The sequence below is a fragment of the Phenylobacterium sp. genome (assembly GCF_035309685.1).
Lineage (GTDB): Bacteria > Pseudomonadota > Alphaproteobacteria > Caulobacterales > Caulobacteraceae > Phenylobacterium.
In genome coordinates, this window is the sequence record NZ_DATGEX010000044.1 from 20,930 (window position 1) to 36,439 (window position 15,510).

The following is a 15,510-nucleotide window of genomic DNA, read 5'->3' on the forward strand; positions in this document are numbered from 1 at the left end:
ACGGTCTGTCCCTCGATCTCCAGGCGCCAGGGCTTGTCGGCGCGCCCCGGCCCGGCTTTCATAGCCGCCAGGGTGAAAAGCGGGAACCGCGCCGCCCCAAGTCCGCAAGATCGCGCCGGGGAGAGCGTCGCCAGTGTCCGCCTACAAGGGCCTCCGCATCGCCGATTTCAGCCAGGGCGTCGCCGGTCCGATGGCCGCCATGCTGCTGGGCGACTTCGAAGCCGAGATCGTCAAGATCGAGCCGCCAGGCGGCGACCGCGCCAAGGACCGCCCCGGCTACCAGGCCTTCAACCGCAACAAGCAGGTCGTGACGCTGGACCTGGAGACGGCCGACGGACTTGCGGCCGCCCAGACGCTGATCGCCGGCGCCGACGTGGCGATCTTCGACCATGCGCCCGGCCGACTTGAACCGCTGGGGCTGGACGGCGCGACCCTCACGGCGGCGCACGCCGGGTTGATCCACGCCTGGATGACGCCCTACGGAACCTTAGGCCCCTGGAGCCAGCTCGCCCCTCACCACAGCCTGCTGGCCGGCCTGACCGGGACCGCATTCAAACAGGGCGCCTACGCTGACCAGCCGGTGCATCTGGTCCTGCCGGTGCTCTGGTACGGCCAGGCGGTGATGGGCGCCGCCGCCATCGGTTCGGCCCTCTACGAGCGGACCCGCAGCGGCCTTGGTCAGGCCCTGACGGTCAGTGGCCTGCATGGCGCCTCGGAAGTCTCCGGCCCGATGCGCCTTCTGAACCAGCCGCCGCTGCCGCGCGGCATCCCGCCGGGCGCCAATCCACGCTACCGGCTCTACCAGTGCGCCGACGGCGAGTGGTTCTTCCTCGGCACCCTCTTCACCAACTTCTACCGAAAAGCCTTCGAAGTGCTCGGCCTGGAGGACGCCTTCGAGGCCCTCGAGCTCGATCAGGTCGCCGCCCGCGACCTCCTGGCCGAGATGTTCGCCACCCGCACCCGCGATGAATGGCTGGAGGCGCTGCAGGCCAATGACGTGCCCTGCGCCGCGGTCGGCTCGCGGGAAGCCTGGTTCGCCGGGGCGGTCGTCGGCGAGGCGGGCCTGCGCAAGGTGCTGCTGCACCCGACGCTCGGCGAGGTGGCGATTCCCGAGCCGCCGGCCAAGTTCAGCGCCACGCCGCCCTCCATCCGATCCCTGCCGACCCCCGCCAAGAGCCTGCCCGATTGGGAGCCGCGCCCAAAACCGCCCGCCAAGCCCTCGACGGCCGCGCCGCTCACCGGCCTGAAGGTGCTGAACCTCGGCACCGTGATCGCCGGCGCCTACGCCGGCACGATCCTCGGCAATTTCGGCGCCGACGTCGCCAAGGTGGAGCCCCGCGAGGCCGATCCGTTCCGCTCCGATGGCCCGGGGTTCCTGACCTACAACCGCGGCGTCCGAGGCCTGGGCCTCGACCTCAAGCAGCCGGCCGGGCGCGAGCTCTTCCACGACCTGGCCAGGACCGCCGACGTGGTGATCGACAACTACCGCCTGGGCGTCCGCAAGCGGCTCGGCATCGACTACGCGGCGCTGAAAGCGGTGAACCCCAGGATCATCTCCTGCTCGATCAACGCCTATGGCGAGACCGGCGCGCGTGCGGCGCTGCCAGGGTTCGACCCGCTGCTGCAGGCCGAGGGCGGGATGATGGCCGGGCAGGGCGGCGCGGACGACCCGATCCTCTACACCATCGCCGTCAACGACGTGGCGACCGCCGGTGTCGTGGCCGCCTCGGTGATCGCCGCGGTCAACGCCCGCGAACGCACCGGCGAGGGTCAGGAGATCCTGACCAGCCTGCTCGCCCAGAGCCTGCTCTTCCAGATCGGCGAGATGGTCAGCTACGCCGGCCGCCCGGCCAATGACCCAGGCGGCCTGGACTGCATCGGTGTCAGCGCGCTTCACCGCTACTATGCCTGCGCCGATGGCTGGATCGGGATCGCCTGTGACACGCCAGACTCTGCAAAGGCGCTGGGCGCTGTGCTCGGCCTGGACCTGGCGCCCGACGCCCTGGCCCAGCCCCGGGATGGCGAGCTGGCCTCGCGCCTGGAGGCGACCCTCGCGGCCCGCCCGCGCGCCGCTCTGCTGGAGGCCTTGCTGACCGCCGGCGTCGCCGCCGCGCCAGTGCTGCGCGGCGCCGAAGCCCTGCAAAGCGATTGGCTGTGGGAAAACGGCTGTCTGGAGAATTGGGAGCATCCGCGCCTGGGGCCGGCCATCGGCGTGCGCGGGTTCGCCGACCTGTCCCGAACCCCCGGAGGCTTCCGCTGCCCGACGCCGGATCTCGGCCAGGATTCGGTGGCGTTGCTGACCGACTGGGGGATCGCGCCGCAGCGGATCGAAACCCTGGTCGCCAGCGGCGCCGTCTTCACCTCGGACGGTGAGGGCGGTATCGCCTGAGCCGGATTTCGCCCTTGGCCATCTCGCGCCCGGCGCGCGGGCGGCCTATACCCACCGGATGATCGGCAAATTGAACCACGTGGGCGTCGCCACGCCCTCCATCGAAGCCTCCGTGAAGATGTACCGCGAGGTGCTGGGCGTCAGCGACATCGGCGAACGCTTCGCGCTTCCCGAACAGGGCGTCTGGGTCTGTTTCGTGAATCTGCCCAACAGCCAGATCGAGCTCATCGAGCCCTACGGGGACACGTCTCCGATCACCGCCTTCCTGGAAAAGAACCCCAAGGGCGGCCAGCACCATATCTGCTTCGAGGTGCCCGACATCCTCGCCGCCCGCGATGAAATGCGGGCCAAGGGCGCGACCGTGCTGGGAACCGGCGAGCCGCGCATCGGCGCCCACGGCGTGCCGGTGATCTTCGTCCACCCCAAGGACATGGGCGGCGTACTGGTCGAACTGATGGCCGAGCCGAAAGGCCACCACTAGTGGGCGGCCCGATCACGCTGATCGCCATCTACCTGACCATCTGGTGGACCGTGCTCTTCGCCATCCTGCCGATCGGGGTGCAGAGCCGCGCCGACGCGGGCCTGCCCAACGATGGCTCCGACCCCGGCGCGCCGGTGGATCCCAAGCTGAAGAAGAAGTTCATCACCACCACCTGGATCTCGGCCGTCGTCTTCGCGATCCTGTGGCTGGTGATCCACTTCAAGCTGATCGACCTGTCGCGCCTGCCGGGGCCGCACACCTAGGCGTTTGCCAACCGCGCTCGGCGAAGGCTATCAGAGCCCTCCGCCTACGTTCCGATTGAAAGCCTCCAGATCATGCGCCTGTCGCGCTACTTCATGCCCACCCTGCGCGATGCGCCCGCCGACGCCCAGATCGTCTCCCATCAGCTGATGCTGCGCGCCGGCATGGTCCGGCAGGAGGCCGCCGGCATCTACGCCTGGCTGCCGCTGGGCCTGAAGGTGCTGAGGAAGATCGAGCAGATCGTCCGCGAGGAAATGGATCGCGCCGGCGCCATCGAGGTGCTGCTGCCCACCCTGCAGCTCGCCGACCTGTGGCGCGAGAGCGGCCGCTACGACGACTACGGCGACGAGATGCTGCGCATCAAGGACCGCCACGACCGTGACCTGCTCTACGGGCCCACGGCGGAAGAGGTGATCACCGAGATCTTCCGAGCTTACGTCAAATCCTACAAGGACTTGCCGAAGAATCTTTACAACATCCAGTGGAAGTTCCGCGACGAGCGGCGCCCCCGCTTCGGGGTCATGCGCGGCCGCGAGTTCCTGATGAAGGACGCCTACAGCTTCGACATCGACGAGGCCGCCGCGCGCAAGTCCTACAACCGGATGTTCCTGGCCTATCTGAACATCTATGCGCGGCTGGGGCTGAAGGCGATTCCCGTGAAGGCCGACCCCGGCCCGATCGGCGGCGACCTCAGCCACGAGTTCATCATCCTGGCCGACACCGGTGAGAGCGAGGTCTTCGCCCACGGCGACCTGGTGGAGATGGGCGCGCCCGGTCCCGACATCGACTGGGACGGCGACCTGGAGCCCCTGGTTTCCCAGCGTTCGCGGCTCTACGCCGCCTCCGACGAGATGCACGATCAGGCCCGCTTCGAGGCCGAGGTCCCGGCCGACAAGCGGATGACCGCGCGCGGCATCGAGGTCGGCCACATTTTCTACTTCGGCGAGAAGTACTCCAGGCCGATGAAGGCGCTGGTCACCGGTCCCGACGGCAAGGACGCCCCGATCCACGGCGGTTCCTATGGCGTCGGCGTCTCGCGCCTGGTGGGCGGGATCATCGAAGCCAGCCACGACGAGGCCGGCATCATCTGGCCTGACGCCGTCGCGCCCTTCGGCGTGGCGGTCGTGAACCTTAGGGTCGGCGACGCCGCCTGCGACGCGGTGGCGGAACAGGCCTACGCCGCGCTCACCGCCGCCGGCAAGGAGCCGCTCTACGACGACCGCGACGAGCGGCCGGGCGCCAAATTCGCCTCCCTCGACCTGGTCGGCATCCCCTGGCAGCTGATCGTCGGGCCCAAGGGCGTCGCCGAGGGCGTCGTCGAGATCAAGCGGCGCGCCACCGGCGAGCGCCAGACCCTGACCCTGGACGCGGCGCTCAAGGCCATCGCCGGGTGACCCGCCTTCGCCAAGGCTTCGGAGGGTCATCCTTCGCAGCTCCCACAGGAGCGCAGTAGGATGAGCGAAGGCGCCGCCACCAACGCGCCGCCCTTCGGCCGCTGGGAGCGGATGCTGGCGAGCCGCTATCTGCGCGCCAAGAAGAGCGAGGGCGGGGTCGCGCTGATCTCGATCATCTCCTTCACCGGCGTGACGCTGGCGGTGGCGATCCTGATCATCGTCATGTCGGTGATGAACGGCTTCCGCGCCGAGCTCTTGAACAAGATCCTCGGCTTCAACGGCCATGTCTTCGTCACCGGCGGCCTGCTGGACAACGCCGCCATGCGCGACGCCGCCGTGGCGCGGATCGAGAAGGTCCCGTCGGTCACCCAGGCCATCCCGGTGATCGAGGCCCAGGCCATCGCCATGGGCCCGACCCAGATCACCGGCGCCATCGTCCGCGGCCTGACGCCAAAGGATCTCGCCCAGACCCGTATCGTCGCCGGCAACATCACCAAGGGCGACCTTCGCGGCTTCGGCCAGGGCCAGTACGGCGGCGACGTGGTGGTCGTGGGCGCCAGGCTGGCCGAGCAGCTGGGGGTCAAGCCCGGCGACAACATCAGCCTGATCTCGCCCTCCGGCGGCGCCACGGCCTTCGGCGGCACGCCGCTGCAGAAAGCCTACGTGGTCGGCGCGACCTTCACCGCCGGGATGAGCCAGTACGACCAGGCCTATATCTTCATGCCGCTCGACCAGGCGCAGCTGTTCTTCGGCCGCGAGGGCAGCGTCGACGCCATCGAGGTCCGCCTGACCGACCCCGACAAGGCCGAGGGCCTGAAGGCCGCCATCAACCGCGCCGCGGGGCCGACCGCGCTGGTCGCCGACTGGACCCAACGCGACGCCTCCTACTGGGGCGCGCTGAAGGTCGAGCGCAACGTCATGCGCCTCATCCTGATGATGCTGGTGGTGATCGCGGCCATGAACATCATCTCGGGCCTGGTCATGCTGGTGAAGAACAAGGGCCGCGATATCGCGATCCTGCGGACCATTGGCGCCGGGCAGGGGGCGATCCTGCGCATCTTCTTCATGGCCGGCGCGGCGATCGGGGCGGCGGGCACCCTGGCGGGCCTGGCGCTCGGCGTGCTGGTCAGCATCTACATCGACCCGATCCAGAGCTTCGTCGAATGGGCGACCGGCCAGCAGGTGTTCGCCTCCGACGTCTATTTCCTCTCCCGCCTGCCGGCCAAGGTCGACTGGCTGGAAGTGACCATCATCGTCGGCTTCTCGCTCGCCATGTCGATGGTCTGGACGCTCCCGCCAGCCTGGCGCGCCTCGCGCCTCGATCCGGTGGAGGCGCTTCGCTATGAGTGACGCCGTCCTGACGATCCGTGGCCTGGAGCGGGCCTACGAGACCGGCGCCGGGCCGCTGCCCGTTCTGCGCGGCGTCGATCTCGACGTCATGCCGGGCGAGATCGTCGGCCTGATCGGGCCGTCGGGCTCGGGCAAGTCATCCCTGCTGCACGCCGCGGGCCTGCTGGAGCACCCCAACGCGGGCCGGATCACCATCCAGGGCCGCGACTGCTCCGACCTGCCGGACCGCGAGCGCACGCGGGTGCGGCTTTCGACCATCGGCTTCGTCTACCAGTTCCATCATCTGCTGCCGGAGTTCTCGGCCCTCGACAACGTCGCGCTCCCACTGATGATCGCCGGCGCCTCGCGCAAGGCCGCCCAGGCCCGCGCCGTCGAACTGCTGGGCGAACTGGGTCTGGCTGACCGCGTGCAGCACCAGCCGGCGCAGATGTCGGGCGGCGAGCAGCAGCGCGTCGCCGTCGCCCGCGCGCTCGCCAATTCGCCCCGCCTGCTGCTGGCCGACGAGCCCACCGGCAACCTCGACCCGACCACCTCGACCGCCGTCTTCGAGAACCTCTATGCGCTCGCCCGCCGCACCGGCGTCGCCGCCGTGGTCGCCACCCACAACCTGGAACTGGCGCGCCACATGGACCGCGTCTTTGCGCTCAAGGACGGGCATCTTGAAGCGCAGCTCAAGGCGTAACGCCGTAAACCACGACGTCGCAGGAAGTCTTTGTAAGACGGGGCTTTTCGCGGGCCACGGCTGAGCCTATCCTGCGTTCGGGACGCTTACCGTGGGCTTTCGGGCCTCGGCCTCTATGGAGGTCTAGTTGAAGACGTTGATTGCGGCGCTGGGTTGCGCCTCTTTGCTAGCCGTGGCTGCGCCCGCGGCGGCGGATTCCTCACATCATGGCGGTGGTGGCGGCGGCTGGAGCCACGGCGGCGGCTCGTCCGCGGCGAGCGGCGGGTTCAGCGGCGGCCATTCCAGCTTCCAGGGCGGCAGCTTCGCCGGCCATGGCGGCTTCGGCGCCAGCCACTTCGGCGGACACGGATTCCGTCCGCGCTTCACCGGGTTCCGGGGCTATCCATACTATTTCGCCGACTTCGGCCTGGGCTTCGCGCTGGGCTTAAGCGTGCTGGACCCCTGGTACTATGACTACGGGCCCTACTACGCCGGCTACTACTACCCGCCGCCTGGCGGCTATTACTATTCCGCGCCGCCGGCCGGCTATGCGCCGCCGCCTCAAGGCGCTGCGCCTGGCCAGGGCGCGGCGCCGCAGCCGCAGGCCGCTTGCGGATCCTGGAAGTGGGACACCGACAAGCAGACCTACAACTGGATTCCCTGCGCGTCTTAGACCGCGCGGCCCGTCAGCCGGGCCTCGGATCTGACCCCGACGGCAGGGTGTCGCGGTCGAACACCTTCTGCTGCTCGGGCGTCAGCTTGCCGTAGAAGGCGTTCACCGCCGCGCCCTGCTTGCGGAAGTCCAGGTCATCCTGCGCCATGGTCGCCTCGATGAGCGCGATGCGCCGGGGCGTCGGCACCATCGGCAACAGCTCGCTGGTCGCCTGATGGCGCGCCTGAGTCTGTGGATTGGGGGCGATGGCGACGGTGTAGTCACGCCAGGCCGCCTCCTGGACATCGGTGAGCTGCAGGTCGTCGTGCAGGCGGATCAGGTCGGCGCTCACCGCCTGTTCGCCGCTACGCCGCTCGCTGCGCTGCGGCGGCTGCGCGAGCGCCGCCGTGCTTGCTGCCGCCAGACAAAAACCCAAGGCAATCCAACGCATTCCATCAAATCCTAAAAGGCGTCCTTCGCTGCGGACTATGGCACGCGGCCGGGCGTTCCGAAAAGTGGCTTGACCATGAGAACAAAAGGAGAATAAGAACGAAAACGGAACGACCCGCTACCCGTCTTTTGGGCCTGTCCACAGGCCCGCCCACAGAAGGATTGCCGCACATGGTTCGTCTGGCCCGAGAATCACTGGCCTTTGCGTCGGTGGCGAGTTTTGTCTGGATGATGTGCTCGGTGGCGGCGCACATGGGCTGACCGCCATGCGGATGGGAGAGGCGGCCAGCGTGAGTGAGGAAGCAGCTAGCGAGACCGGCGGCTTCGTTCATCTGCGCGTCCGCTCGGCCTATTCGCTGCTGGAAGGGGCCATCAAGGCCGACAAGATCGGGCCGATGGCGGCCGAGGCCGGGATGCCGGCCGTGGCGCTCACCGACCGGGCCAACCTGTTCGGCGCCCTGGAATTCTCCGTCCTCACCAAGGAAGCCGGCGTCCAGCCGATCGTCGGCTGCGCGCTGCCGGTCACCGGCATCGGCGAGGCCCCACCGGAGCGCTGGGCCAAGACGCCGACCATCGTGCTGCTGGCCCAGAACGAGCAGGGCTACGCCAACCTCTCGGAACTCTCCTCGGCCGCCTTCCTGGAGGTCGACCCGGCCGACGAACCCAACGTCGCCTGGAGCAAGGTCTGCGAGCACGCCGAGGGTCTGATCCTGCTTTCCGGCGGTCCGGATGGCCCGGCCGACCCGCTGTTCGCCGCCGGCAAGGTCAAGGAGGGGCGCGCGGTCCTGGCCGAGATGAGCCGGGTCTTCGGCGACCGCTTCTACGTCGAGCTGCAGCGCCACGAAACCGCCGCCGAGGCCGCCGCCGAGCCGGGCCTGGTCGCCTTCGCCTACGAGGCCGACGTGCCGCTGGTCGCCACCAACGACGTCTACTTCAAGGCCTCGTCCCTGCACCTGGCCCACGACGCGCTGCTGTGCATCGCCGACGGGGCCTTCATCGGCCAGGACGAGCGTCGGCGCGTCACCGCCGAGCATTGGTTCAAGCCGGCCGCGCAGATGCGCGCCCTCTTCGCCGACCTGCCGGAGGCCTGCGACAACACCCTCGATATCGCCCGGCGTTGCGCGTTCGCGGTCCCCAAGCGCGACCCGATCCTGCCGCGCTTCCCCACCGAAGGCGGCCGCTCGGAGAACGACGAGCTCACGCATCAGGCGCGCGAAGGGCTTAAAAGCCGGCTGGCGATCAACGGCGCCTCGCAGCCGATCGAGGCCTATGAGGAGCGGCTGGAGAAGGAGATCGGGGTCATCACCTCGATGGGCTTCGCCGGCTACTTCCTGATCGTCTCGGATTTCATGAAGTGGGCCGTGGCCCACGGCGTCCCGGTGGGCCCCGGCCGCGGCTCCGGCGCCGGCTCGCTGGTCGCCTGGTCCCTGATGATCACCGGCCTCGACCCCCTGAAGTACGGGCTGATCTTCGAGCGCTTCCTCAATCCCGAGCGGGTCTCGATGCCCGACTTCGACATCGACTTCTGCCAGGAGCGCCGCGACGAGGTGATCACCTACGTCCAGCAGCGCTATGGCCGCGACCGCGTCGCCCAGATCATCACCTTCGGCACCTTGCAGGCCCGCGCGGTTCTGCGGGACGTCGGCAGAGTGCTGCAGCTCCCGCTGGGCCAGGTGGACCGGCTGGCCAAGATGGTCCCGGCCAACCCCGCCAATCCGGTGACGCTCGCCAAGGCCATCGAGATCGAGCCCCGCCTGCGCCAGGCCCGCGACGAGGACGAGGCGGTGGCCCGGCTCCTGGACATCGCCCTGCAGCTGGAGGGCCTCTACCGAAACGCCTCGACCCACGCCGCCGGCATCGTCATCTCCGACCGGCCGCTGACCCAGCTGGCCCCGCTCTACCGCGATCCGCGCTCCGAACTGCCGGCCACCCAGTTCAACATGAAGTGGGTCGAAAGCGCCGGGCTGGTGAAGTTCGACTTTCTGGGCCTGAAGACGCTCACCGTCGTCGACCGGGCGATGAAGCATCTGGAGCGGCGCGGCGCCGGGTTTGCGCTTGAGACCCTGCCGCTGAACGATCCGGCCGCCTACGAGGTGATGGCCTCAGGCCAGACGGTGGGCGTGTTCCAGATGGAAGGGCAGGGGATGCGCGACACGCTTCGCCAGCTGCGCCCGCAGTCGCTGGAAGAGTGCACCGCGCTGATCTCGCTCTACCGGCCGGGCCCGATGGATTCGATCCCCGCCTACGTCGACTGCAAGATGGGCCGCAAGCCCCTCGACGTGCTGCACCCCCTGCTGACCGACGTGCTCAGCCCGACCTACGGGGTGATCGTCTACCAGGAGCAGGTGATGCAGATCGCCCAGATCCTGGCCGGCTACTCCTTCGGCGAGGCGGACCTGCTGCGCCGCGCCATGGGCAAGAAGAAGAAGGAGGAGATGGACAAGCAGCGGGCGCGCTTCATGTCCGGCGCCGCCGAGCGCAACGTCTCGCCCGACCTCGCCGACCTCTTGTTCGGCCTGATGGAGAAGTTTTCCGGCTACGGCTTCAACAAGTCGCACGCCGCGCCCTATGCCCTGATCGCCTATCAGACGGCCTGGCTGAAGGCGAACACGCCGGTGGAGTTCTTCGCCGGCTCCATGAGCCTGGACCTGGCCAACACCGACAAGCTCTCGGTCTTCTACCAGGACGCCAAGCGTTCCGGCGTGAAGATCCGCAGCCCCGACGTGAACCTCTCCGGCGCCGACTTCGAGGTCGAGGACGGCGAGGTGCTCTATGCGCTCGGCGCCATCCGCAATGTCGGCCTGCAGGCGATGGAGCACGTGGTCGCCGAACGGCGCGAACGCGGGCCGTTCCGCGACGTGTTCGATTTCGTCGAGCGGGTCGATCCCAAGCAGGTCAACCGCCGCACCTTCGAAACCCTGGCCAGGGCCGGCGCCTTCGACAGCCTCAATCCGAACCGCGCGGAGTTGGTTGAGAACGCCGAGGTGCTGATCGCGCACGGGCAGGGAGTCTCGTCACGGCAGGCGTCCGACCAGATGGATCTGCTGGGAGACGACAAGTCGAACGCCGCGGCCGCTATCCGCCGAAAGATGAAGCGCACTGACCCCTGGACCCCGGTCGACCGGCTGGACGAGGAGCTGGCCGCGGTCGGCTTCTACCTCTCCGGCCACCCGCTGGACGACCTGGTCGAGGCCTTGCGCCGCCGCCGCACCGACCTGCTCACCGACGCCATCGCCAAGGCCGAGGCCGGCGCCGAGGCCCTGCGCATGGCCGGCGTGGTGCGCCGCCGCCAGGAACGCGCCGCGCAGAGCTCCGGCGAGAAGTTCGCCTTCGTGACGCTGTCCGATCCGACCGGCGAATATGAGGTGCTGTTCCCGCCCGAAAGCTGGCGGCGCTGCCGCGACATCCTCGAGCCCGGCGCGGCGGTGGCGATCACCGTGCGCGCCAAGGCCAAGGACGGTGAGGTCCGCTTCTTCGGCGACAGCGCCGAGCCGGTGGCCAAGGCTGTGGAGAACGTGGTCGCCGGCCTGCGGGTGCACCTGGCGCCCCGCAGCGCCGAGATCGACGCGCTGAAGAAGAGGCTGGAAGGCGTCGTCAATCCGCGCGGCGGCGAGATCATCCTGATCGCCGGCGTCGGCGCGGGCCGCGAGGTCGAGATGAAGCTGCCGGGCCGCTTCACCCTGGACGGCGCGGTGCGCGGCGCGATCAAGACCGCGCCCGGCGTCACCTTCGTGGAAGATCTCTAAGGTCTAGAACGGGCTGGCGTTCTGTTTGTCGCGCTTGGCCTGGGCCGCGGCGCGCTTCGCCTCGCCCTCAGGCGAGAAGGGGCCGCCCTGCGGCACGGCGTTTTCCTTGCGCTGACGCTTGGCCTCGCCAGCGGGTGAAAATTGCCCGTCGGAATAGGGGCTTGGCGGCATCGCGGGCGGTTTCACGGCCGTCGCGGGATTGAAGGGCTTGAAGGGCGCCTGCGACGCCTTGGCCCCCGGGATCGGTGGAATGCCGGGAACGGGCGCGATCGGCGCGATCGGCTGGACCTGCGAATGGGCCGCACCGGCGATGACGCCGAAGCCGGCGAGCGCGACGAGGAATTTTTGCATCTGTTGCCCCCAAGTTGCTGGCTGAAACACTACAACGCCAAGGCGAAGCTTCAAGCCCTCAGCGAACGGCCGGCGCGCAAGCGGTTGATTTTTCCCAGCAGTTGCTTTTTTGGGCCGAACCCCTTATTTGCCGCGCTCCAATCCACACGCTGGTGTTTGGCGACGCGGCGGGGAGACATCCCGCCCGCTTCCATTCCGGTCCTCCCCGAGACTTGTCGACGGGAGGCTTGCCAGCGGCGGTTCAACCGGAAGAAGGACTTAGCTACCCATGGCACTGCCCGATTTCTCTATGCGCCAACTGCTCGAAGCCGGCGCCCACTTCGGCCACCAGACCCACCGCTGGAACCCGAAGATGGAGCGCTACATCTTCGGCAGCCGCTCCAACATCCACATCATCGACCTGTCGCAGTCGATCCCGCTGCTCCACCAGGCCCTGGTGAAGGTGCGCGAAGTCGCCGCGTCCGGCGGCCGGATCCTGTTCGTCGGCACCAAGCGCCAAGCCAGCGAGCCGATCGCCACGGCCGCGCGCCGCTGCGCCCAGTACTATGTGAACCACCGCTGGCTGGGCGGCACGCTCACCAACTGGCGCACCGTGTCGGGCTCGATCGCGCGCCTGCGCGAACTGGAAGGCGTGCTGGAGACCGAAACCGGCCGCACCAAGAAGGAGCTGCTGCAGCTGCGTCGCGAACACGACAAGCTGGAGCTGAGCCTGGGCGGCATCAAGGACATGGGCGGCATTCCCGACCTGATGTTCGTGATCGACACCAACAAGGAAGCGATCGCCATCCAGGAAGCGCGCAAGCTCAACATCCCGGTGATCGCGATCCTCGACACCAACTGCAATCCCGACGGCATCACCTTCCCGATCCCGGGCAACGATGACGCCGCGCGCGCCATTCAGCTCTATTGCGACCTGATGGCCGACTCGATCCTCGACGGCCTGGCCGCCGGCCAGTCGGCCGCGGGCGTCGACCTGGGCGCCTCGGAGGCTCCGATGGAGCCGGCCCTGGCGCGCAGCGAAGCCCCGGCCGAAGCCAAGCCGAAGAAGGCCAAGGCCGAGGCGGCGCCCGCTGCCGAAGCCGCGCCCGAACCGGCCGTCGAAGCCGCACCGGAATCGGCTGCTGAAGCCGCGCCCGAGGCCGCCGCTGAACCGGTGGCGGAAGCCGCCGCCGAGCCCGATACCACCGCCGTCGCGGCGGAAGAGGCCCCGGCGGCCGAACAGCAGTCGAGCGAAGAACAGGCCAGCTGAGACGCGTTCAAAGCGTCTTATTGGCTGACTAGAACCCTTATTCAGGGGCGGAGTCCGCGAGGGCTCCGCCCGACCTCTATAGCTTTTGAAGGAGCTGACCATGGCGGAGATCACCGCTGCGCTGGTCAAGGACCTGCGCGAAAAGTCCGGCGTTGGCATGATGGACTGCAAGAACGCCCTGCAGGAAACCGGCGGGGACATGGAAGCAGCCATGGAGCTGCTGCGTAAGAAGGGCCTGTCGAAGGCCGAGAAGAAGTCCGGCCGCGCCGCGGCTGAGGGCCTGGTGGCCGGCAAGGTGAGCGCGGACGGCAAGACCGGCGCGCTGATCGAGCTGAACGCCGAGACCGACTTCGTCGGCAAGAACGACACCTTCCAGGCCGCGGCCCGGGAGATCGCCGACGTCGCCCTGACCACCGAGGGCGTCGACGCCATCTCCGCGGCCAAGACGGCCAAGGGCGAGACCGTCCAGGAGATGGTCACCAACATGATCGCCACGATCGGCGAGAACATGCGCCTGCGCCGCGCCGCCCGCCTCTCCGTGGGCCAGGGCGCCGTCTCCCTCTACCTGCACAATGCGCAGGGCGATGGCGTCGGCCGCCTGGGCGTGATCGTGGCCCTAGAAAGCGCCGGCGATCAGGCCGCGCTGAAGGAGGTCGGCCGGAAGATCGCCATGCACGTGGCCGGCACCCCGATGCCGCCGCTGGCGCTGTCGACCGACGACCTCGATCCGGCCGCCGTCGAGAAGGAAAAGAATTTCCTGACCGAGCAGGCGCTGGAAAGCGGCAAGCCGATCGGCGTGGTCGAGAAGATGATCGAAGGCCGCATCCGCAAGTGGCAGGAAGAGGTTGTGCTCCTGAAGCAGCCCTTCGTCATGAATCCGGATCAGACTATCGAGCAGCTGGTCGCCGACACCGCCAAGCAGGTGGGTTCGCCCGTGGCCCTGAAGGGCTTCGTGCGCTTCCAGCTGGGCGAAGGCGTGGAAAAGGCCGAAGGCCTCGACTTCGCCGCCGAAGTGGCGGCCATGTCCGGCCAGAGCTAAGCTCTTCGCCGACTCAAAGAGCTTTGGGGGCGCGGTGCGTTCGACGCGCCGCGCCCTCAGTGTATGTTGCGTTTGAGACGAGAGACCGCGCCCCCATGCCCGACGCCCAGCCCCGCTACAAGCGAATCCTCCTGAAGCTTTCGGGAGAGGCGGGTGTCGGCGGCGAGGGCTTCGGCATCGATCCCAAGACGCTGCAGGCCGTGGCGGAAGAGATCGCCGAGGTCGCCCGCGCCGGCATCCAGGTCTGCGTCGTGGTCGGCGGCGGCAACATCTTCCGTGGCGCGGCGCTCGCGGAGGCGGGCATGGAGCGGGCCAGCGCCGACTACATGGGCATGCTGGCGACCGTCATGAACGCGCTCGCCGTCCAGGCGGCCCTGGAGAAGATCGGCGTCTACACCCGCGTGCAATCGGCGATTCCGATGGAGGCGGTCTGCGAGCCCTACATCCGCCGGCGTGCGCTCAGGCACCTCGAAAAGGGCCGGGTGGTGATCTTCGCCGCGGGCGTCGGCGCGCCGTTCTTCACGACCGATTCCGGCGCGGCCCTGCGCGCCGCCGAAATGGGCTGCGACGCGCTCTTCAAGGGCACGAGCGTCGATGGCGTCTATACCGCCGATCCCAAAAAGGACGCGTCGGCCAAGCGTTACGAGACGCTCAGCTACAAGGAGGTCCTGGCCAAGGACCTGCGCGTCATGGACACCTCCGCGGTCAGCCTGATGCGCGATAATCACATCCCGATCGTGGTCTTCTCGATCCGCGAGCGGGGCAATCTCCTCAAGGTGCTGAAAGGCGAGGGCGTCTTCACGACGATCGCCTAGACGCGCCGAAGGGCAGGGACCCAAAGTACGGGGACCCCAGAATGCAGGGACCAAGGGAGCGAACATCATGGCCACTGTGGAAAAGCCGGAACTGGCGAAATATCGGGCGCGCATGGACAAGGCGGTCGACGCCTTGAAGGAAGAATTCGGCAGCCTGCGCACCGGCCGCGCCTCGGCGAGCCTGCTCGACCAGGTGCATGTGGAGGCCTACGGCTCGACCATGCCGATCAATCAGGTGGGCGCGGTCTCGGTGCCGGAACCCCGCATGATCAGCGTCAGCGTCTGGGACAAGGCTCTGGTGATCGCCGTCGAAAAGGCCATCCGTTCGGCGGGCCTGGGCCTCAATCCGGTGACCGACGGCCAGAACCTGCGCATCCCGATCCCGCCGCTGACCGAGGAACGCCGCAAGGATCTGGCCAAGGTCGCCGGCAAGTACGCCGAGCAGCAGCGGATCGCCGTGCGCAACATCCGCCGCGAGGCCAACGACGACCTGCGCGCCGCGGAGAAGGCCCACGTCATCAGCCAGGACGAGGAAAAGCGGATGGAATCCGAGGTCCAGAAGCTGACCGATGAGGCGATCAGGCGCGTCGACGAAGCCTTGAAAACCAAAGAACAAGAGATCATGCACGTCTAGCCTCGGCCTCGCCGAGCGCGCTCAAGGAACGCCTTCCA

Annotated in this window: 15 protein-coding genes; 13 read left to right on the forward strand and 2 right to left on the reverse strand. The window is 68.4% G+C overall.

All coding sequences use genetic code 11. The features are described 5' to 3' along the window. The first annotated feature begins 133 nt into the window (after positions 1 to 133). The 7 genes from VKQ35_RS14270 (at position 134) to VKQ35_RS14300 (ending at position 7,209) form a co-directional block, all read left to right on the forward strand. Entirely contained in the window at positions 134 to 2,389 is a 2,256-nt protein-coding gene (locus tag VKQ35_RS14270) for a CoA transferase (RefSeq protein WP_324362722.1), read from the forward strand. Between the two features lie 58 nt (positions 2,390 to 2,447). After that, positions 2,448 to 2,870, forward strand: coding sequence for a methylmalonyl-CoA epimerase (gene mce, locus VKQ35_RS14275; protein ID WP_324362724.1), 423 nt, complete (start codon positions 2,448 to 2,450; stop codon positions 2,868 to 2,870). Next, a complete protein-coding gene (locus VKQ35_RS14280; RefSeq protein ID WP_324362726.1) occupies positions 2,870 to 3,133 on the forward strand; it encodes a DUF1467 family protein in 264 nt (87 codons plus the stop codon). Before mce ends, VKQ35_RS14280 begins: the two co-directional genes overlap by 1 nt. Before the next feature lie 72 nt (positions 3,134 to 3,205). After that, positions 3,206 to 4,525 carry a proline--tRNA ligase gene (gene proS / locus VKQ35_RS14285; RefSeq protein WP_324362727.1) on the forward strand — a complete coding sequence of 440 codons (1,320 nt, stop codon included), beginning with the start codon at positions 3,206 to 3,208 and terminating at the stop codon, positions 4,523 to 4,525. 60 nt (positions 4,526 to 4,585) lie between these two features. After that, positions 4,586 to 5,875, forward strand: coding sequence for a lipoprotein-releasing ABC transporter permease subunit (locus VKQ35_RS14290; protein WP_324362729.1), 1,290 nt, complete (start codon positions 4,586 to 4,588; stop codon positions 5,873 to 5,875). Then, entirely contained in the window at positions 5,868 to 6,557 is a 690-nt protein-coding gene (locus VKQ35_RS14295; protein WP_324362731.1) for an ABC transporter ATP-binding protein, read from the forward strand. Before VKQ35_RS14290 ends, VKQ35_RS14295 begins: the two co-directional genes overlap by 8 nt. 127 nt (positions 6,558 to 6,684) lie before the next feature. Then, a complete protein-coding gene (locus VKQ35_RS14300; RefSeq protein ID WP_324362733.1) occupies positions 6,685 to 7,209 on the forward strand; it encodes a hypothetical protein in 525 nt (174 codons plus the stop codon). Positions 7,210 to 7,222: 13 nt separating this feature from the next. On the opposite strand, the gene VKQ35_RS14305 is transcribed toward VKQ35_RS14300, so the two are convergent. Next, positions 7,223 to 7,639: a Spy/CpxP family protein refolding chaperone gene (locus VKQ35_RS14305; protein ID WP_324362735.1), complete on the reverse strand. Its 417-nt coding sequence runs from the start codon at positions 7,637 to 7,639 to the stop codon at positions 7,223 to 7,225. A 170-nt stretch (positions 7,640 to 7,809) separates the two neighbouring features. On the opposite strand from VKQ35_RS14305, the gene sidA reads away from it, so the two are divergent. Then, positions 7,810 to 7,899: a cell division inhibitor SidA gene (gene sidA, locus VKQ35_RS14310; protein WP_324362737.1), complete on the forward strand. Its 90-nt coding sequence runs from the start codon at positions 7,810 to 7,812 to the stop codon at positions 7,897 to 7,899. Positions 7,900 to 7,910: 11 nt separating this feature from the next. Next, positions 7,911 to 11,384 (forward strand): DNA polymerase III subunit alpha, encoded by a 3,474-nt coding sequence (dnaE, locus tag VKQ35_RS14315; protein ID WP_414692350.1) that lies wholly within the window; start codon positions 7,911 to 7,913, stop codon positions 11,382 to 11,384. Positions 11,385 to 11,387: 3 nt separating this feature from the next. Here the strand turns inward: dnaE and VKQ35_RS14320 are convergent, their stop codons facing one another. Next, entirely contained in the window at positions 11,388 to 11,735 is a 348-nt protein-coding gene (locus VKQ35_RS14320; protein ID WP_324362741.1) for a hypothetical protein, read from the reverse strand. A gap of 268 nt (positions 11,736 to 12,003) precedes the next feature. Between VKQ35_RS14320 and rpsB the strand changes: the two genes are divergently transcribed. The 4 genes from rpsB to frr all read left to right on the forward strand — a co-directional run bounded on the left by rpsB (position 12,004) and on the right by frr (position 15,472). After that, complete coding sequence (gene rpsB / locus VKQ35_RS14325) at positions 12,004 to 12,984, forward strand: 30S ribosomal protein S2 (RefSeq protein WP_414692348.1); 981 nt, start codon at positions 12,004 to 12,006, stop codon at positions 12,982 to 12,984. 100 nt (positions 12,985 to 13,084) lie between these two features. Then, positions 13,085 to 14,023: a translation elongation factor Ts gene (gene tsf, locus VKQ35_RS14330; RefSeq protein WP_324362743.1), complete on the forward strand. Its 939-nt coding sequence runs from the start codon at positions 13,085 to 13,087 to the stop codon at positions 14,021 to 14,023. Positions 14,024 to 14,118: 95 nt separating this feature from the next. Next, positions 14,119 to 14,838: a UMP kinase gene (gene pyrH, locus VKQ35_RS14335; protein WP_324362745.1), complete on the forward strand. Its 720-nt coding sequence runs from the start codon at positions 14,119 to 14,121 to the stop codon at positions 14,836 to 14,838. A 67-nt stretch (positions 14,839 to 14,905) separates the two neighbouring features. Next, positions 14,906 to 15,472 (forward strand): ribosome recycling factor, encoded by a 567-nt coding sequence (frr, locus tag VKQ35_RS14340; protein WP_324362746.1) that lies wholly within the window; start codon positions 14,906 to 14,908, stop codon positions 15,470 to 15,472. Positions 15,473 to 15,510: the final 38 nt, after the last annotated feature.